Origin of the sequence: Marivita sp. (assembly GCF_051859345.1) — a bacterium.
Taxonomy (GTDB): domain Bacteria; phylum Pseudomonadota; class Alphaproteobacteria; order Rhodobacterales; family Rhodobacteraceae; genus Marivita.
Window position 1 is genome coordinate 191040 of sequence record NZ_JBHYFV010000003.1, and the last position, 17864, is coordinate 208903.

The following is a 17864-nucleotide window of genomic DNA, read 5'->3' on the forward strand; positions in this document are numbered from 1 at the left end:
CTTGACCAAGTCCACCGCGTCGGACGCCCCCGTGGTGTCCGACACGTTTTCCGATGTCCTGGATGTCCCGTCACTGCGCGACACTCTGTGGCAAGCCGTCGGGGCTTCTACCGATGAACGCACAGTCCGCGCGGCGACGGTCACGGTTCTCAAGGACGCGCAGGCATCTGGCCGCGCCGCGATCTCGGCCCGTCTGGACGCACAGCCCAGGAACGCGCTGCCTGTCACAACCGGGTACACATGGCTGACCGATCAACTGGTTGGCCTGACCTTCGAAATTGTCACCGAACGCATCCACCGCAACCCCAACCCGACCGAAGGTGAACGCATGGCGGTGCTGGCCGTGGGGGGATATGGCCGCGGTGAAATGGCCCCGTTTTCGGATGTCGACCTGCTGTTTCTGACACCCTACAAGATCACCGCATGGGCCGAGAGCGTGATCGAATCCATGCTCTACATCCTGTGGGATCTGAAGCTGAAGGTCGGTCATTCCTCGCGCACCGTCAAAGACTGCCTGCGCCTCGGAGCCGAGGATTTCACCATCCGCACGGCGATGCTCGAACATCGCTTTCTGGTCGGTCATGAACCGCTGGCCGATGACCTTGACGGCAAACTCTGGAAAACACTCTTTCGCGGCACCGAGGTTGAATTCGTCGAAGCCAAGCTTGCCGAACGCGATGCGCGTCACGTCAAGCAGGGCCAACGCTACATGGTCGAACCCAACGTAAAAGAAGGCAAGGGCGGGCTGCGTGACCTGCAATCGCTGTTCTGGATCGCAAAATATATCCACCACACCGACGATCTGGGCAAACTGGTGCGCGCCGGCGTCTTCCAGCCCGAGGAGTTTGACACCTTCGTCAAAGCCGAAAACTTCCTCTGGGCGGTGCGCTGCCATCTGCACCTCGCCTCGGGTCGCGCTACCGAACAGCTTACCTTCGACATGCAGGTCGAAGTGGCCGACCGCATGGGCTATGTCGACAAGGGCGGGCGTCGCGGTGTCGAGATCTTCATGCAGGACTTCTTCCGTCACGCCACCTCTGTCGGCGATCTGACCCGTATCTTCCTGACCTCGCTGGAAGCCTCGCAACAAAAGGAACCGCCGCTTCTGATGCGGCTTCTGAAACGCGCGCCCAAGATCAAGGACGGTTACGAAGTGGTCAACGGCCGTCTCGGCATCGTCGACAACGCGGCGTTCCTTGCGGACAAGATCAACCTGCTGCGCATCTTCGAAGAGGCGCTGCGCACCGGCCTTCTGATCCATGCCGACGCCATGCGCCTGATCAGCGCCAACCTGCACCTGATCGACACCGACATGCGCAACACCAAAGAGGCCCAGCGCATCTTTCTCGACCTCCTGCTCAAACACGGCAACCCGGAACGCGCCCTGCGCCGCATGAACGAACTTGGCGTACTGTCCGCCTTCATCCCCGAATTCGAACCGATCGTGGCGATGATGCAGTTCAACATGTACCACCACTACACGGTGGACGAACACACCATCCAATGCATCTGGCACCTGAGCGAGATCGAGAACGGCAACCTTGTCGAAGAACTCCCGGTCGCCAGCTCCATCCTCAAACACGGCGTCAACCGCAAGGTGCTCTATGTGGCGCTGCTGCTGCACGACATCGGCAAGGGCCGGGACGAGGATCACTCCATCCTCGGTGCCAAGATCGCCCGCAAGGTCGCGCCTCAGCTCGGCCTCAACAAACAGGAATGCGCCACCGTCGAATGGCTGGTGCGCTATCACCTGCTGATGTCCGACATGGCCCAGAAACGCGACATCGCCGACCCCCGCACCGTGCGCGATTTCGCCAAGGCGGTGCAGACCCGCGAACGGCTCGACCTGCTTTGTGTGCTCACCGTCTGCGACATCCGCGGCGTCGGGCCCGGCACCTGGAACAACTGGAAGGCCGTCCTCATCCGCGCGCTCTACCGCCAGACCCGCCGCGGACTCGAGGACGGGATGGAGGCGCTCAACCGCGAGAACCGCGGCGCCGAGGCCAAGAAAGCGCTGCGCGCCGCCCTCGCCGATTGGGACGCACGCGACCTGCGCATCGAAACCGGCCGCCACTACCCGCCCTATTGGCAGGGCCTGCACATCACGGCGCACAAGGTCTTTGCCAAGCTGCTGCGCGATATCGGCGATGACGAGATTCGCATCGACATCCACCCTGACGAAGACCGCGATGCAACCCGGGTCTGCTTCGCCCTGTCCGATCACCCCGGCATCTTTTCCCGGCTCGCCGGTGCCCTGGCGCTGGTCGGGGCGAACGTGGTCGATGCCCGGACCTTTACGTCGAAAGACGGCTTTGCCACAGCCGCCTTCTGGATTCAGGACGGCGATGGATCGCCCTACGAAGACGTCCGCATCCCGCGCCTGCGCGACACCATCTCCAAGACTCTGCGCGGAGACGTTGTCCCCCGCGAGGCGATGAAACCGCGCGACAAGATCAAGAAACGCGAACGTGCCTTCAAGGTGCCCACCTCGATCACCTTCGACAACGAAGGGTCCGAAATCTACACCATCATCGAAGTCGACACACGCGACCGCCCCGGCCTGCTGTTCGATCTGACTCGGACGCTCGCCAACGCCAATGTCTACATCGCGTCCGCCGTGATCGCGACATATGGCGAACAGGTGGTCGATACCTTCTACGTCAAGGACATGTTCGGCCTGAAGTTCCATTCCCAAAGCAAGCAGAAGGCCCTTGAGACCAAACTGCGCAGCGCAATTTCTGAAGGGGCGGCACGGGCAAAAGAATGACCCAGGCCCCGGTCCAGCACTAGGAGACCCGCATGCAATTCGCCTATACCGGCAATAATTCGTATTTCCTTGAACAGTCGCTTTTTGATCTCGATGGCGCGTTGAGCGTCGATATCACTTCGGTCACGCCGACCGAGATCGTGTTCAGCCACACCCAATTCACCGAAGCGGGCGTCTCTGTGACGCTCAACGGTGCCGGTTTCGCGGCAAGCCCGCTTGGTTTTATCACCACCGGGCAAATCACCTCGATCGAATTCAATGGGCTTGGCATTCGTCAGGGCACCATCACCAATATCAACTGGAGCGCCCAAGCCTTTCAATCCGCGTTGTTCGATATCGACGAAACCGGCGACTTCACCGCGATAGCCGCCCTGTTCAACAGCGCCGGCCCCATCACGATCGACGCCAGTGACGCCCGCAGCGGCTTTGATCAGGAAATCGCCTGGGAACCGTTTCTGCCCCTGCTATCACAGCCAATCACGGTCATCGGCTCTCCCTTCGATGACAGTGTCTCGGGCGGCTCCGGCGACGATATCATCGACACGCGCAACAATGGCGAAGACGGAGATCGCATCTCGGGAAGCGAAGGGGATGACACCATCTTCTTTGACCTGCCCCAAGGGTCGTCGGCAGCGGGGTACATCCTTGACTACGACCAGATCAGCGCACCCGTGATCTTCGATGTCGATGGCACAGCCAACACCGGGAGCATCTCGGGCACCGGCTTTAGCGACACTCTGGAAAACGTGAATGTTGCGCTTGGGCGTTATCTTGGCCTGGAAGGCACGGCTGGCGCAGACAGCTATGATATCCGTCTCGACACCGGTCAGGTCCTGTCTCTGATCGGGGGACCGGGGGCTGACAGCTATGTGATCGAGGCGGATGGAGCGATCCCCATTCTGGATTTCCTTTTCGGCGACGCAACCTCGGGTCTCGATCTTGATTTCGCAACGGGAACCATAGCCGATGACGGCTTCGGCTTTGCCGAAACCCTCGACCTCACCGGCACGCCATTCAGAACGATCCTGTTTGCCACCGACAACAACGACCGCGTCAGCGATGGTGCAGGCAACCAGTTCGTTCGCTTCTATGACGGTGATGATGTCTTTCTGGCCACCAACACCGGCGCAGACAGCGTTGATGGCGGCAATGGCACCGATACGGTCAGGTTCGATACCATGGCACAGGGACAGGCTACGCTCACCTTCGAAAGTGGCGTCAGCACCCTGGTTGATCGCAGCAATCCAGTCGGCAGCACCGCCCTGCTCAACGTCGAAGCCATCGAGACCCAGGGCGGCGTTCAGATCGAGTTGAACAAACATGACGGGATCAGCCTGATCTCTGCTGAAAACCTGACCACCCTGACCGAACTTTACATCGCCTATTTCAACCGCGCCGCCGATGCGCTTGGCCTGTCGTTCTGGGCCACCGCCTTTCAGAAGAACGGATTTTCCTTCGAGGACATCGCCGACCTCTTCTTCACCCAGCCGGAAACCGTCGCGCTTTACTCTGATGTCAGCGACGGGGATTTTGTTCAGGCGGTCTACAACAATGTGCTTGGCCGCGATGCCGATCAGGCCGGGTTCGACTTCTGGACCGGGCAACTGGCCACCGGCAACATCACCGAAAGCGGTTTCATCCTTGATCTTCTTGCGGGCGCACGTGCAGCCACTGGATCGCCCGCTGATGTCGCCTATATCGAAGCCAAGACCGATATCGGCCTCTATTACGCGGTGATTCAGGGGCAGAACAATATCACTGAGGCCAACGATGTCATGGCAGCCTTCAACGGCACCGAAAGCAGCCTCGCGGCCGCACAATCGCTTGCGGATACGGCGCTGTCGGCGGCACAAAGCAGCGATACGGAATTGCTGATGCCTGTCATCGGCGTTGTCGAAACCCCTTTTGCGGATATTGTCTAGGATCCGACACAACACGCCCCAGCACGCCAACCACAGAAATCCGCACATAATCCTGAACGGCCGTGTTGCGCCGGTGGGACGGGTGGACGGGCTTGCCCGAAGGGTCTGCCGAGCCGTCATCAGATGGAGAGCCTGCCGGTCGCGTCATGCCCAGCCATGTCTGTCACCGCCTCGCGCAGCCGCGGTTTGTCCTGCGTCTTCAGATCACGGTGCTTATCGCGGTATTTGCGATCCGCGCGCGTGGCCTCGAACAGCGCGTGCGCTTCGGCGATGGGCACAATCCCCGCCACAGACCGCCCCCGGCGCAAGATGGCGTATTGGACACTGTGAAAATTCACCTGTTCCAGCACCAACCGCAGGTTGCTGCGCAGCCAGTCAGTGCTGATCTCCTCCAGCGAAGAGGATTTGTAACTGTACAAAAGGCAGTCCCCCGACAATCGCGTCAGACCAATTTGCTGTCGAAAGGTTGAGAAATCGTAACCCCACGACGCCGTTTCTTCCGAATGCAGACTTGTACGGAAACTCCGTACCATTCCCCCGTCCGAACCGTACAGTTCGACCCGACCCGCCCGCCAAATCGTTAAAACCCGCCGGATTCCCCTCGAATCCCCCGTTGAACCGTACGGATCCGCCTCACCAACCGTACAACAGGTACTTTTCGCCGGACGATTTCTGCTCTACCCGTCTTTCACGCGCAAGGAGCCCGCATGAAACCGATCCGCCTCATTTCCGGTGTTCTCACCGTCGGCTTCTGGACCCTCATGAGCCGCATTCTGGGCGTGCTGCGCGAAGTCATGATCCTTGCCTTCATCGGTCCTGGCCCCGTCATGGACGCCTTCGTGGCGGCCTTCCGTCTGCCAAACATGTTCCGCCGCTTCTTCGCCGAAGGCGCGTTCAACGCGTCCTTTGTTCCGATGTTTTCCAAACGCTTAGAGGTCAATGACGATCCCGTGGCCTTCGCCAATCAGGCCCTGAGCGGCCTGGCCTTCGTCCTTCTGATCCTCAGCGCGGTGGCCATGATCTTCATGCCTGCCCTCGTCTGGCTGACCGCTGGCGGCTTTGTCGGCGACGCCCGGTTTGACCTCACGATCGATTTTGGACGGATCGTCTTTCCCTACATCCTGCTGATCTCTCTGACCGCGCTTTTCTCGGGCGTCCTGAACGCCACGGGCCGCTTTGCGGCGGCGGCGGCGGCACCTGTGTTCCTTAATATTTTCGTATGCCTGTCAATGGCTTGGGCAGCCTATTCCGGAGGAGAAGTGATCCGCTGGCTGGTCTGGACAGTCCCTGTCGCGGGGCTGGCCCAACTTGCCCTCGTCTGGATTGCCGCAGATCGCGCCGGGGTGCGTCTGAGGCCCACTTGGCCCCGGTGGACACCCGAGATGAAGCGCTTGGTTGTTGTCGCTGTTCCGGCAGCCCTCGCCGGTGGTGTGATGCAGATAAATCTGCTTGTTGGTCAACAGGTTGCGTCACATTTCGAAAAGGCCGTCGGATGGCTCTACGCCGCTGACCGACTCTATCAACTGCCCCTCGGCGTGGTCGGAATCGCGGTTGGCATCGTCCTTTTGCCAGACCTCTCACGACGCCTCGGCGCACAGGACGACGCAGGGGCCAAACACGCGTTCTCAAGGGCGGGTGAACTGTCCCTCGCACTGACCATCCCGGCCGCCGTCGCGTTGATCGTGATCCCGCTTCCGGTTGTCACGGTTCTGTTCGAACGAGGGGCCACGGGGCCGGACGATTCAGCCGCCATTGCGGTGGCCGTTGCGATCTATGGTTTGGGGCTTCCGGCCTTTGTCTTGCAGAAGGTCTTGCAGCCCCTTTTCTTTGCGCGCGAAGACACGAAATCCCCTTTCCGTTATGCGGTTTGGGCCATGATCATCAATGCGTTCGTGGCGGTTGGGCTGGCGCCGGTTCTGGGCTGGATCGCACCTGCGATTGCCACGACTCTGGCGGGGTGGGTCATGGTCTTTCTGCTCGCCCAAGGGGGGCGAAAACTGGGCGATGTGGCGCGGTTCGACGACCAGTTCCGCCGCCGCATCTGGAGGGTTTGCATGGCCTCGGTCATGATGGGTGCGGTGCTTTGGGCCAGCACTGTATTGCTTGGTCCGTTTTTTGCCATTTCAGGTATTCGCTTCATTGCCCTTGCCGCGCTGATTGCGTTGGGAATGGTCAGTTACGCGATCCTCGGCCAACTGGTCGGGGCGTTCTCGCTTCGGGAATTCCGCACTGCGTTTCGCAGACGGAACGGCTAGTTGCGTTGACGCAGGCGGTCGACCAGTTTTGACCAACCTCCGGGAACCAGAACACTCGACAGAGCAAAGCCAATCGCAAAGCCTGCAATGTCGGAAACCCACTCTGAATTCGCTCCGAACAACAAGCCGAAAATCAGTTGGAACAAGAGCAGAAATCCGATCAGGGTAAACGCCCTGATCTGGTTTTCGCCCAGTTGACCCAGCCGCAGCCAAAGCATGTAGGTGAACCCGCCGATCAGCCCGTAAACCGCTGGAAACGCGCCAATAAGTGGTGCGGAACTGCCAATCGAAAGCGCGTAAATCAAGGCGCCACCGGCAGCGGAGCCAAAGAAGATCAGCACGACAGCCAGACTGCCCATCGCCTCGCCCACCATCTTGCCCAAGGCCAAAAGCATGACTCCGGCAAACAGCGCATGGGTAAAGCTGGCATGCACAAACGGGTAGGACACAAACCGCAGGACATGTTCGATCGGCCAGCGTCCGGTCTCGCGCATCCAGGCGAAAATCTCTGCGGAAAAGGCGAATCGTTCCAACGTGCCAAGCCGCCAACCCACCGCCTGCGGGCCCCCCATCAGCCCACGCGCACCCAGGTTGAACACAACCTCGATCCCGACGATCACGAGGAACAGCGCAATCACCACCGGAGGAAGCGGGTTCAACGGGGGTTCGTTATGGGGATGTGTCACGGTATGGGCCCTTGCTTGACGGCACTGGGGGTCATGGGTAAGGCACCGACAGCACTTTTGCCAGATGGAGTTTTGCCATGACTGCGGCACCTTCCGAGGGGCTCCAAACCTCTCGTGCCTTCACGCCCCGCGTCTTTTCGGGGATTCAGCCCTCGGGGGGGCTGACACTGGGCAACTACCTGGGCGCAATGAAGCGTTTCGTCGAAATGCAGGGCCAAGGGTTCGAGACCATCTACTGCATGGTCGATATGCACGCGATCACTGTCTGGCAAGACCCCGATGCGCTTCGCCGCCAAACCCGAGAACTCGCCGCAGGCTTTATTGCGGCCGGCATCGACCCGGAAAAATCTATCCTGTTCAACCAAAGCCAGGTGCCGGAACACGCTCAGCTTGCGTGGATCTTCAACTGCGTCGCCCGCATGGGCTGGATGAAACGCATGACGCAGTGGAAAGACAAGGCCGGAAAAAACCAGGAGAACGCCTCTCTGGGCCTGTTCGCCTACCCTGCCTTGATGGCAGCGGACATCCTGATTTATCACGCGACCCATGTGCCGGTTGGCGAGGATCAGAAGCAACATCTTGAATTGGCGCGCGACATTGCGACCAAGTTCAACCATGATTTCAAGACCGATTTCTTTCCGCTGACCGAACCGGTCATCGAAGGTGCGGCAACCCGTGTCATGTCGCTGCGTGACGGATCGAAGAAGATGTCGAAGTCCGATCCCTCAGATGCCAGCCGCATCAACATGACCGATGATGCCGACGCGATTGCGCAGAAAATCCGCAAGGCCAAGACCGATCCTGATCCCCTCCCGTCCGAGGCCGAAGGACTTGAAAACCGACCCGAGGCGCGCAACCTCGTCAACATCTACGCGGCCCTGTCGGAACAGTCGGTCGACGATGTGCTGCGGGATGTCGGCGGCAAGCCGTTCTCGGAATTCAAACCGATGTTGTCCGACCTTGCTGTGGACAAACTGTCGCCGATCTCGTCCGAGATGGCCCGTTTGATGCAACAACCCGACGAGATCGACGCGATCCTGCGCAAAGGGGCGGACAAGGCACGCGCGATTGCCTCACCTATCCTCAAACAGACTTACGAGATCGTCGGAATGGTCGCTTGAGGCCGCACAAACGCACATAACTTGCGCGTCCTGGACCCTTTTCCACACTGGCGCGCAAGGATACTCTGATCATGACGGTCGAAAGGACAGAGCATGATCAAGGCGCATACACAGACACGGATTGGCCACGTTCACCTCAAGGTTTCGGACCTAGAGAGGTCCATTGCGTTCTATCGCGATGTGATGGGCTTTGATCTGACCCAGAAATATGGTGAGGACGCCGCGTTCCTGTCGGCAGGCGGCTATCACCACCACATTGGCCTCAACACCTGGTTCAGCAAAGGCGGGCCATCCGCTCCGAAACGCAGCGCGGGGTTGTTTCACGTTGCCTTCCTGTATCCCGACCGCGCGGCCCTTGCGCAGGCGTTCAAATCTGTTCTGGATGCGGGGATCGAGATTGAAGGCGCGGCAGACCATGGCGTCAGCGAGGCGATCTATTTCAGCGATCCCGACGGCAACGGAATCGAGATCTATCGCGACCGTCCGGAACCCGAATGGCCGCGCACTCCAGACGGGCAGTTGGAGATGATGAACAGCCCGCTTGACCTTGACGCCCTGCTTCAGGAGCTGGCGTAGCATCCGAACCTGCGCCGACGGTCTGGACCTTCCCGTGTCCCGCACCTAACGTGCGCCACAACGAGAGAGGTCCCCATGGCAACCGGCAAGAACATCCACACCTATTTCAACGGAACCTGGCACAACGGCGACGTCGCCGTGATGAATGCCGCTGATCATGGCGCGTGGCTTGGCAGCGGCGTGTTCGACGGTGCGCGCTATGTGAATGGCGTGGCACCCGACCTGCTTGCGCATTGCCAGCGGGTAAACCGCTCTGCCGAAGCCCTGATGGTGACCCCGACGGTCAGCGCCGAGGACATGGTCCAGATTGTCTGGGACGGACTGCGCGCCTATCCCAAAGACTCGGCGGTCTATATCCGACCCATGTACTGGGCCATCGACGGCGACTTGACCGCGATTGTGCCACAGGCGGACAAGACCGGATTTGCAATCTGTCTTGAAGAAATCCCGATGGCGCCTGAAACGGCCAGCGTGTCACTGGGCAAGACCCAGTTCCGCCGCCCCGTTCTGGAAAGTTCCGTGGTGAATGCCAAGGCGGGCTGTCTCTATCCCAACAACGCGCGGATGCTGGCCGAAGTGCGGGCGCGCGGCTTTCAGAATGCGCTGGTGACGGATGCGATGGGCAATGTCGCCGAAAGCGCGACCGCCAACGTGTTCATGGTAAAGGATAGTGAGGTCTTTACCCCCATCGCCAATGGCACCTTCCTTGCCGGGATCACAAGGTCACGGCACATGGCCAACTTGCGCGCCGATGGCACGGCGGTACACGAAGCCGTCCTGACCTTCGCCGATTTCGAAGCGGCGGACGAGGTGTTCCTGTCGGGCAACATGAACAAGGTCACACCGGTCGTAGGGTTCGAAGACATCTCGTATCAGGTTGGCCCCGTCACCCGGCGCGTGCGCGAGATGTATTGGGACTGGGCGCATTCCGGATGAAACCGGGCGTCGTGTGATCCCAATGCCAAGATCTATTGCACGGGTTCCGTTCCTGCGTCATGATCCGCGACGGGAGAACCTCTATGCGTAAATTTCTGGTTGTGCTGGATGACAGTCGCGAGTGCCTGAACGCCATGCGGTTTGCAGCGATGCGGGCCGCCAATACCGGTGGCGGGGTCGAAGTCCTCTCGATCATTCCGTCCGACGAGTTCAACCACTGGATCGGTGTTGGAGAAGTCATGCGCGAAGAGGCGCGGGAACGTATTCACGCGCATTTCGAGGTCTTCGCCAAATGGATGCGCGACAAGCAGAACGTGGATCCTGAACTGGTGATCCGCGAAGGTGAAGCGGTGACAGAGATCATCGCGCAGGTGAACGAAGACCCGGATATTGGCGTGCTGGTGCTGGGGGCGAATTCCGGCAAGAAGGGCCCCGGCCCGCTGGTTTCGCAATTGACCAAGAACGCCGGCAGCCTGCCCATCCCGATCACCATCGTACCGGGCGAATTGTCGAAAGAGCGGCTTGAAGCAATCACCTGACCTTTGTCACGCCGCCATCAAGGTTTAGAACAGTTCTAAACCTTGACGCTGCCCGTATGGCACCGCATATAAGTGTCAGCGATCAGGAGGGGACGCCATGTTTATCCAGACCGAATCCACGCCCAACCCGGCCACGCTCAAATTCCTGCCCGGACAGACCGTGCTTGATATGGGCACTGCCGATTTTCCATCGGCTGACGGCGCGTCGGCATCGCCGCTTGCAGCACGTCTGTTTGGTGTTCCGGGTGTGAAAGGCGTGTTCTTCGGGCATGACTTTGTCACCGTCACCAAAGAAGATGCAACGGACTGGGATCATCTCAAACCGTCGCTTCTTGGCGCCATCATGGAGCATTTCCAGTCCGGTGATCCGGTGATGTCCAGCGATGCAAAGGCTGCGTCAGGCCATGCCGAACACACCGGTGAAGACGGCGTGATTGTGGGTCAGATCAAGGAGTTGCTCGACAGCCGCGTGCGCCCGGCCGTGGCTCAGGATGGTGGCGATATCACGTTCCACGGCTTTGAACGTGGCGTTGTGTACCTGCACATGCAGGGCGCCTGCGCGGGCTGCCCGTCCTCGACCCTGACGCTCAAGATGGGAATCGAGAATCTGCTGCGCCACTATATCCCCGAAGTGACCGAGGTGCGCCCGGTTGCCGTCTGACACGACACTTCTGGCATTTGACACATCGGCTGCGCATTGCGCAGCCGCTTTGCTTTGTGGCGACAGGATCGTTGCAACCCGCGTAGATGATATGGCGCGCGGACAGGCAGAACACCTGATGCCGATGCTCGAGTCGTTTCTGGCCGAACAGGCAAAGACCTGGGCCGACCTGACCCGCATTGGCGTGGGAGTCGGTCCGGGAAATTTCACCGGCATCCGCATTTCGGTCTCTGCTGCGCGCGGGCTGGCGCTGGGGCTGGGCATTCCGGCCATCGGCGTGTCGACCCTTCAGGCGATCCACCATGTGACACCGGGCGTCACAGCCGCCGTCACCGCGCCGCGCGACATGCTCTATATCCAGAGGCCGGGGTCGCCACCTCGACTGGTCGCGGCCACGCCGGACGCCGTCTTTGGACCCTCCGCAGACTCCTTGATCGCCGCCATCGCTCAGGTCGCGGCAAAGGCAGATGCACAGCAATCAGACCGTCCCAAACCGCTTTACATCAAACCTGCCGATGCGGCCCCTGCGCGCGACCGCGCACCGGTGATCCTGCCGTGACTCCCGCCGCCTTTGCTCGGATCATGGATCGTGCCTATTGCGAAATGCGCCCCTGGTCAGCCGATGAAATCGCCGACACACTCGCCAATCCGCATGTTGTCTTTCTCACCCAAACCCATGGTGGGCTGATTGCGCAGATCGTGGCAGGAGAGTGCGAAATCCTCGCCTTTGCCACGGATCCCGAGGCCCAGCGTACCGGTGTCGGGTCTGCATTGATCACCGACCTGATCGAGAAAGCGCGTGCAGCCCATGCCGATCGCATCTTTCTGGACGTGGCAAGCCGCAACCACGCGGCGCGCGCGTTTTATGACGCGAAGGGATTCGCCCCGGTTGGCACGCGACGGGGATATTACACGTTGCGCGATGGCACAAAGGACGATGCGGTGCTGCTTTCACGCGCCATAGCGCGAGGTCAAGCAAATGATGCGTCAACGTCACACGGGGCAACGTCAAAAAGCGGTTGACCCTTTGATCCGCGTAACAGTTAATTGCATCTGATCAACCGATCTAATCAAGCGACGCAATATAGCCGTCGCAGTCCAATACCTGGGAGCTGAAAATGACCCTTATGACAAAACTTTACGGTGCCGCCGCTGCTTTGGCGCTCACCGCTGGCGCGGCTGTGGCCGAACCGGCCCTGATCTACGATCTGGGTGGCAAATTCGACAAGTCCTTCAACGAAGCCGCCTTCAACGGAGCAGAGCGCTGGGCCGAGGAAACCGGCGGTTCGTATCTTGAAATCGAGATCCAGTCCGAAGCTCAACGCGAACAGGCGTTGCGCCGCTTTGCCGAAGCTGGTGCCAACCCGGTCATTACGACTGGTTTTGCCATCGCATCCTCTATCGAAGAGGTCGCTCCGGATTATCCGGACACGAAATTCGTGAATATCGACGGCTTCCTGCCCGAGATCCCCGAGAACGTTCAAATGATCTCCTTCCAGGAACATCAAGGCTCCTACCTTGTTGGCATGATGGCGGCGATGGCGTCCGAGTCCGGCACTGTAGGCTTTATCGGAGGCATGGATGTTCCGCTGATCCGTCATTTCGGCTGCGGCTATGCCCAGGGTGTCAAAGCGGTCAATCCCGATATCGAGGTGATCGCGAACATGACGGGTACAACACCGGCCGCGTGGAACGATCCCGTCAAAGGCTCCGAACTGGCCAAGGCGCAAATCAGCCAGGGCGCTGACGTGATCTATGCCGCTGCTGGTGGCACGGGCGTCGGCGTTCTTCAAACCGCCGCTGACGAGGATATCCTGTCCATCGGTGTCGACAGCAACCAGAATCATCTTCACCCAGGCAAGGTTCTGACGTCGATGCTCAAACGGGTCGATGTCGCGGTTTATGACTCGATGACAGCCGGCACCGATCTTGAAACAGGCATCGGCATCACGCTTGGCCTCGAGGAGGACGGCGTTGGCGTTGCAATGGACGAGAACAACGAAGGTCTGGTCACAGAAGAGATGATGGCCGCAGTTCAAGAAGCGCGTCAAAAGATCATTGACGGCGAGATCGAGGTCGTCAGCTACTACGCGAACGACAGCTGCCCAGCGGTCAACTTCTGAGCGCGCGAACCCGACAAGAGGTACGGAGCGGCCGGAAACGGCCGCTCCGCCATGTATCGGGCGACAGACCCGAAGACTGACGCAGGGATAGTTCATGACCACCGCTGTTGCCGCCCCCCCCGAGACCGACGCCACACTTCTCCAAGTCGCCCCCGCGATCGAATTGAAAGGCATTTCAAAGGCATTTGGCCCGGTTCAGGCCAACAAGAACATCTCGATCAGCGTCAAACCCGGCACGATCCACGGGATCATCGGTGAAAACGGTGCGGGAAAATCGACCCTGATGTCGATCCTATACGGGTTCTACAAAGCCGACAGCGGCGAGATTTTCATCAACGGAAAACAGACCGAAATTCCCGACAGCCAGGCCGCGATCAAAGCGGGGATCGGGATGGTCTTCCAGCATTTCAAGCTGGTGCAGAACTTTACTGTCCTGGAAAACATCATCCTTGGTGCCGAAGACGGCCCCCTGCTCCGCCCGTCGCTGAACAAGGCGCGCGGTGTGTTGAAGCAACTGGCCAAGGAATACGAACTGAACGTCGACCCCGACGCGATTGTCGAAAACCTCAGCGTCGGCCACCAGCAACGTGTGGAAATCCTCAAGGCGCTGTATCGGCAGGCGGATATCCTCATTCTGGACGAACCGACCGGCGTTCTGACACCCGCCGAGGCCGACCACCTGTTCCGCATCCTTGATAACCTGCGCAAAGAGGGCAAGACGATCATCCTGATCACCCACAAACTGCGGGAGATCATGAACGCCACCGACACCGTGTCGGTGATGCGGCGCGGTGAGATGACGGCAACCGTGCAAACCTCCGAAACCAGCCCCGAACGGCTGGCCGAAATGATGGTGGGGCGCAAGGTTCTGCTACAGGTCGACAAGGCAGCCGCAACGCCTGGCAAGCCGGTGCTCGAGATCGAAAATCTGCGTCTCACCGATGATAAAGGCGTCGAGCGGCTCAAGGGAATTTCCCTTGAGGTGAAGACAGGGGAAATCCTTGGCGTCGCCGGGGTTGCAGGCAACGGACAATCCGAACTTCTTGAAGTGCTGGGTGGATATGCCAACGGCACCGGCACGATACGGGTCAACGGACAGGAAATCGACCTGACCGGCAGCGCCTCTGACGGCCAGTCGCGGCGCGCGCGCGGTATCGCCCATGTTCCCGAAGACCGTCACCGCGCAGGTCTGATCATGCCGTTCTCGGCTTGGGAAAACACCATTTTCGGCTACCATCGCGATCCGAAAATCCAGTCCGGCCCGCTGATGAACAACGCCGCGATCAAGGCCGAAGCCGCCGCCAAGATGGAGCGTTTCGACGTACGTCCACCGAACCCGAAACTGGCGGCCCGCAACTTTTCCGGCGGCAACCAGCAGAAGATCGTGCTGGCGCGCGAGATCGAACGCAATCCGGACATCCTTCTGATCGGTCAACCGACGCGCGGCGTGGACATTGGTGCGATCGAATTCATTCACCAGCAGATCATTCGCCTGCGAGACGAAGGCAAGGCGATCCTTCTGGTGTCCGTCGAACTGGACGAGATCTTCTCGCTTTCGGATCGAATTGCGGTGATGTTTGACGGACAGATCATGGGCGAACGGGATCCCGGCGAAACAAACGAACAGGAACTGGGTCTGCTGATGGCCGGCATCACCGACACCGCCCACGCGGCAATGCCCGCATCCCCGATGGCCATGACGGAAACCGAACTGCAGCAAGCGGCAGAGACAGAGACAGAGACAGAGACAGAGACAGAGACAGAGACAGAGACAGAGACAGAGGGCGACCCAGAACCAGCAGCAGACGCAACCGACACTGTGCCCGCAGAAACCGAGCCACCACAGCCAGACGCCGCTTCGGCGGACTCGGACCCACCTGAAGAAGTCAAGGCAGAGACGGCTGTCGCAGCCGACGCCCCGCCGCAACAAGAGGCTGTGGTCGAAGAATTCTCGACCACCCCGGCAGAAGATACAGATGCGCCAAGATCCAGTTCTGAAAGCCTTTTCAGCCTAAGCGCGACGATCTCGCAAGCAGCCCCTTCCGTGCCAAAGAACCCAAGACCCGCAAAAGACTCTCAAGAAAAAGACTCTCAAGAAAGTGACAAAGATGGATAAGATGCCCGGCTGGGCCGATGCGGTCCTTGTCCCCCTGATCTCGCTCATCCTTGCCGCGATCCTGTCGGCGCTGGTGATTATCGGCATTGGCGAAGATCCGGTTGCCGCGTTCAAGCTGATGGTCGATGGCGCGCTGATGCGGTCCTCCGGTTGGGGATATACGCTGTATTACGCGACCAACTTCGTCTTCACCGGTCTTGCGGTTGCGGTGGCCTTTCATGCCCGCCTGTTCAATATCGGCGGCGAAGGTCAGGCAATGATCGGGGGTCTGGGTGTGGCGCTGGCCTGTCTCTATATCCCGTGGCCCAACTGGTATGTGGCGTTGATCGGGGCGACCGTGTCTGCCGCGCTTTTCGGCGCGTTCTGGGCGCTGATCCCGGCCTACCTTCAAGCCAAGCGCGGCAGCCATATCGTGATCACAACGATCATGTTCAACTTCATCGCAGCGGCGGTTCTGAACTATATTCTCGTCAACGTCCTGCGCCCCCAGGGCGCGATGGACCCGGCCACGGCGCGCTTTCCCGAGGCAACCACGCTGCCCACCTTCCAGGACATGTTTTCAACTGCGGCAGAGCCGATGTTCCGCGGTGCCCCGGCCAACGTCACGTTCTTTGTGGCGCTTCTTGCCTGTCTGGTTGTCTGGGTCCTGATCTGGCACACCCGGCTTGGATACGAAATCCGTGCCTTCGGCCACTCGGACTCCGCCGCCAAATACGCGGGCATCAACCCGGTAAAAATCACCGTTGTGACAATGCTCATCTCGGGTGGGCTTGCTGGCATGATGGCGCTCAACACCACGATGGGCGAGGCCGAACGCCTTGTGATGAACGCCACCGAAGGTGCCGGGTTCATCGGCATCGCCGTGGCGCTGATGGGTCGATCCCATCCGCTGGGCGTTCTGCTGGCCGCGCTCCTGTTCGGTTTCCTCTATCAAGGGGGCGCAGAACTGGCCCTTTGGACAAACATCCCGCGCGAGTTGATCGTGGTGATTCAGGCGCTTGTGATCCTCTTTACCGGAGCGCTTGACAACATGGTGCGCATGCCGCTTGAAAAAATCTTCCTCGCGGCCCGGAGGAAAGCCTGATGGATTTCGCAACTCTGCTGCAAGTGCTCGACAGCACTGTTCGCCTTGCCACCCCACTTCTGCTGGCCTGCCTGGCCGGACTGTTTTCCGAACGCGCCGGGATTTTCGACATCGGGCTTGAGGGCAAGATGCTGGCCGCCGCGTTTTTCTCGGCCGCAGTTGCCTCCATCACCGGCGATGTCTGGATGGGGCTTGGTGCAGGCATCGCGGCATCGCTCGCGTTGTCGATCCTGCACGGGCTTGCTTCGATCACCTTCCGGGGCAATCAGCTTATCTCGGGTGTGGCCATCAATTTTCTCGCCGCAGGTCTCACCGTCCTGATCGCGCAGGACTGGTTCAACCAGGGTGGGCGCACCCCATCCCTGATTGGGGCGGGTCGGTTTGAACCCATTGTTCTGCCGGGGGCGGACACGCTGTCCGGGGTTCCCCTGATCGGCCCGATTTACGCCGAACTGATCTCGGGCCATTCGATCCTTGTCTACGTCGCCTTCGCAATGGTCCCCCTGACATGGTGGCTGATGTTCCGCACACGCTTTGGCCTGCGTCTGCGCGCGGTGGGGGAAGCCCCGGAGGCCGTGGACACGGCGGGCGTGTCGGTTGTCGGGCTGCGCTACGTTGCGGTGGGCATCTGCGGCATTCTCTGCGGCGTGGCCGGAGCCTATCTGGCAACCGCGCTTCAGGCGGGGTTCGTCAAGGACATGACCGCCGGACGGGGGTTCATCGCGCTGGCGGCGCTGATCTTTGCCAAGTGGCGGCCGTGGTACGCGCTGTATGCCTGCCTGTTGTTCGGTCTCTTGCAGGCGGTTGCCCTGCGCTACCAGAATATCGACCTTGGCGTGTTTGTCGTGCCGGTGCAGTTCATGGATGCGTTGCCCTATATCCTGACCGTGGTGATCCTTGCCGGGTTTGTCGGCAAGGCAATCCCGCCCCGTGCAGGTGGGGAACCCTACGTCAAGGAGCGGTGAGGCGCGGGGCGTTTCCATCAACGGAAACGCTTTGATGCATCACCGCATCAACCGCCCGTGGCTGAGTCCAGTTGAGAGGGAAACGTAAGTCCTTTTTGCACCTGCGGCGCTGG

Annotated in this window: 15 protein-coding genes and 1 pseudogene; 14 read left to right on the forward strand and 2 right to left on the reverse strand. The window is 60.1% G+C overall.

Annotation, left to right across the window (positions count from 1 at the left end; genetic code table 11):
• Position 1 precedes the first annotated feature (1 nt).
• Positions 2 to 2767 (forward strand): [protein-PII] uridylyltransferase, encoded by a 2766-nt coding sequence (locus ACTIEN_RS03800; RefSeq protein ID WP_439521773.1) that lies wholly within the window; start codon positions 2 to 4, stop codon positions 2765 to 2767.
• Positions 2768 to 2799: 32 nt separating this feature from the next.
• Positions 2800 to 4689 (forward strand): DUF4214 domain-containing protein, encoded by a 1890-nt coding sequence (locus tag ACTIEN_RS03805; RefSeq protein ID WP_439521774.1) that lies wholly within the window; start codon positions 2800 to 2802, stop codon positions 4687 to 4689.
• Positions 4690 to 4808: 119 nt separating this feature from the next.
• Here ACTIEN_RS03805 and ACTIEN_RS03810 read toward each other — a convergent pair whose 3' ends face one another.
• Positions 4809 to 5108, reverse strand: coding sequence for a hypothetical protein (locus tag ACTIEN_RS03810; protein ID WP_439521775.1), 300 nt, complete (start codon positions 5106 to 5108; stop codon positions 4809 to 4811).
• Between the two features lie 288 nt (positions 5109 to 5396).
• Here ACTIEN_RS03810 and murJ point away from each other — a divergent pair, with 288 nt between their 5' ends.
• On the forward strand, positions 5397 to 6944 hold the full coding sequence (gene murJ / locus ACTIEN_RS03815) for a murein biosynthesis integral membrane protein MurJ (protein WP_439521776.1): 1548 nt from the start codon (positions 5397 to 5399) through the stop codon (positions 6942 to 6944).
• On the opposite strand, the gene ACTIEN_RS03820 is transcribed toward murJ, so the two are convergent.
• Positions 6941 to 7630 (reverse strand): rhomboid family intramembrane serine protease, encoded by a 690-nt coding sequence (locus ACTIEN_RS03820; protein WP_439521777.1) that lies wholly within the window; start codon positions 7628 to 7630, stop codon positions 6941 to 6943. The two genes, murJ and ACTIEN_RS03820, sit on opposite strands and share 4 nt — an antisense overlap.
• A 77-nt stretch (positions 7631 to 7707) precedes the next feature.
• On the opposite strand from ACTIEN_RS03820, the gene trpS reads away from it, so the two are divergent.
• The 11 genes and pseudogenes from trpS to ACTIEN_RS03875 all read left to right on the forward strand — a co-directional run bounded on the left by trpS (position 7708) and on the right by ACTIEN_RS03875 (position 17751).
• The gene (trpS, locus tag ACTIEN_RS03825; protein WP_439521778.1) at positions 7708 to 8751 is read left to right on the forward strand and encodes a tryptophan--tRNA ligase; all 1044 of its coding nucleotides are present in this window, start codon (positions 7708 to 7710) and stop codon (positions 8749 to 8751) included.
• A gap of 93 nt (positions 8752 to 8844) precedes the next feature.
• A complete protein-coding gene (locus ACTIEN_RS03830) occupies positions 8845 to 9327 on the forward strand; it encodes a VOC family protein (RefSeq protein WP_439521779.1) in 483 nt (160 codons plus the stop codon).
• A gap of 75 nt (positions 9328 to 9402) precedes the next feature.
• Complete coding sequence (locus tag ACTIEN_RS03835; RefSeq protein ID WP_439521780.1) at positions 9403 to 10263, forward strand: branched-chain amino acid aminotransferase; 861 nt, start codon at positions 9403 to 9405, stop codon at positions 10261 to 10263.
• A gap of 83 nt (positions 10264 to 10346) precedes the next feature.
• The gene (locus ACTIEN_RS03840) at positions 10347 to 10802 is read left to right on the forward strand and encodes a universal stress protein (RefSeq protein ID WP_439521781.1); all 456 of its coding nucleotides are present in this window, start codon (positions 10347 to 10349) and stop codon (positions 10800 to 10802) included.
• Between the two features lie 97 nt (positions 10803 to 10899).
• Positions 10900 to 11463: a NifU family protein gene (locus ACTIEN_RS03845; RefSeq protein ID WP_439521782.1), complete on the forward strand. Its 564-nt coding sequence runs from the start codon at positions 10900 to 10902 to the stop codon at positions 11461 to 11463.
• Positions 11453 to 12022 carry a tRNA (adenosine(37)-N6)-threonylcarbamoyltransferase complex dimerization subunit type 1 TsaB gene (gene tsaB, locus ACTIEN_RS03850; RefSeq protein WP_439521783.1) on the forward strand — a complete coding sequence of 190 codons (570 nt, stop codon included), beginning with the start codon at positions 11453 to 11455 and terminating at the stop codon, positions 12020 to 12022. The genes ACTIEN_RS03845 and tsaB overlap by 11 nt, the downstream gene beginning before the upstream one ends.
• The gene (locus tag ACTIEN_RS03855) at positions 12019 to 12486 is read left to right on the forward strand and encodes a GNAT family N-acetyltransferase (RefSeq protein ID WP_439521784.1); all 468 of its coding nucleotides are present in this window, start codon (positions 12019 to 12021) and stop codon (positions 12484 to 12486) included. The genes tsaB and ACTIEN_RS03855 overlap by 4 nt, the downstream gene beginning before the upstream one ends.
• Positions 12487 to 12581: 95 nt before the next feature.
• The gene (locus ACTIEN_RS03860) at positions 12582 to 13586 is read left to right on the forward strand and encodes a BMP family lipoprotein (RefSeq protein WP_439521785.1); all 1005 of its coding nucleotides are present in this window, start codon (positions 12582 to 12584) and stop codon (positions 13584 to 13586) included.
• 94 nt (positions 13587 to 13680) lie between these two features.
• Positions 13681 to 15246 (forward strand): annotated as a pseudogene (locus tag ACTIEN_RS03865) (ABC transporter ATP-binding protein); the annotation flags it as partial.
• A gap of 448 nt (positions 15247 to 15694) precedes the next feature.
• Positions 15695 to 16786: an ABC transporter permease gene (locus ACTIEN_RS03870; RefSeq protein ID WP_439521786.1), complete on the forward strand. Its 1092-nt coding sequence runs from the start codon at positions 15695 to 15697 to the stop codon at positions 16784 to 16786.
• Positions 16786 to 17751 carry an ABC transporter permease gene (locus ACTIEN_RS03875; RefSeq protein ID WP_439521787.1) on the forward strand — a complete coding sequence of 322 codons (966 nt, stop codon included), beginning with the start codon at positions 16786 to 16788 and terminating at the stop codon, positions 17749 to 17751. Before ACTIEN_RS03870 ends, ACTIEN_RS03875 begins: the two co-directional genes overlap by 1 nt.
• Positions 17752 to 17864 lie beyond the last annotated feature (113 nt).

Coding starts and splice junctions, on each gene's coding strand:
- ACTIEN_RS03845 (WP_439521782.1), top strand. CDS start 10,900: ATGTTTATCCAGACCGAATCCACGCCCAACCCGGCCACGCTCAAATTC.
- ACTIEN_RS03830 (WP_439521779.1), top strand. CDS start 8,845: ATGATCAAGGCGCATACACAGACACGGATTGGCCACGTTCACCTCAAG.
- ACTIEN_RS03870 (WP_439521786.1), top strand. CDS start 15,695: ATGGATAAGATGCCCGGCTGGGCCGATGCGGTCCTTGTCCCCCTGATC.
- ACTIEN_RS03805 (WP_439521774.1), top strand. CDS start 2,800: ATGCAATTCGCCTATACCGGCAATAATTCGTATTTCCTTGAACAGTCG.
- murJ (WP_439521776.1), top strand. CDS start 5,397: ATGAAACCGATCCGCCTCATTTCCGGTGTTCTCACCGTCGGCTTCTGG.
- ACTIEN_RS03835 (WP_439521780.1), top strand. CDS start 9,403: ATGGCAACCGGCAAGAACATCCACACCTATTTCAACGGAACCTGGCAC.
- trpS (WP_439521778.1), top strand. CDS start 7,708: ATGACTGCGGCACCTTCCGAGGGGCTCCAAACCTCTCGTGCCTTCACG.
- ACTIEN_RS03875 (WP_439521787.1), top strand. CDS start 16,786: ATGGATTTCGCAACTCTGCTGCAAGTGCTCGACAGCACTGTTCGCCTT.
- ACTIEN_RS03840 (WP_439521781.1), top strand. CDS start 10,347: ATGCGTAAATTTCTGGTTGTGCTGGATGACAGTCGCGAGTGCCTGAAC.
- ACTIEN_RS03860 (WP_439521785.1), top strand. CDS start 12,582: ATGACCCTTATGACAAAACTTTACGGTGCCGCCGCTGCTTTGGCGCTC.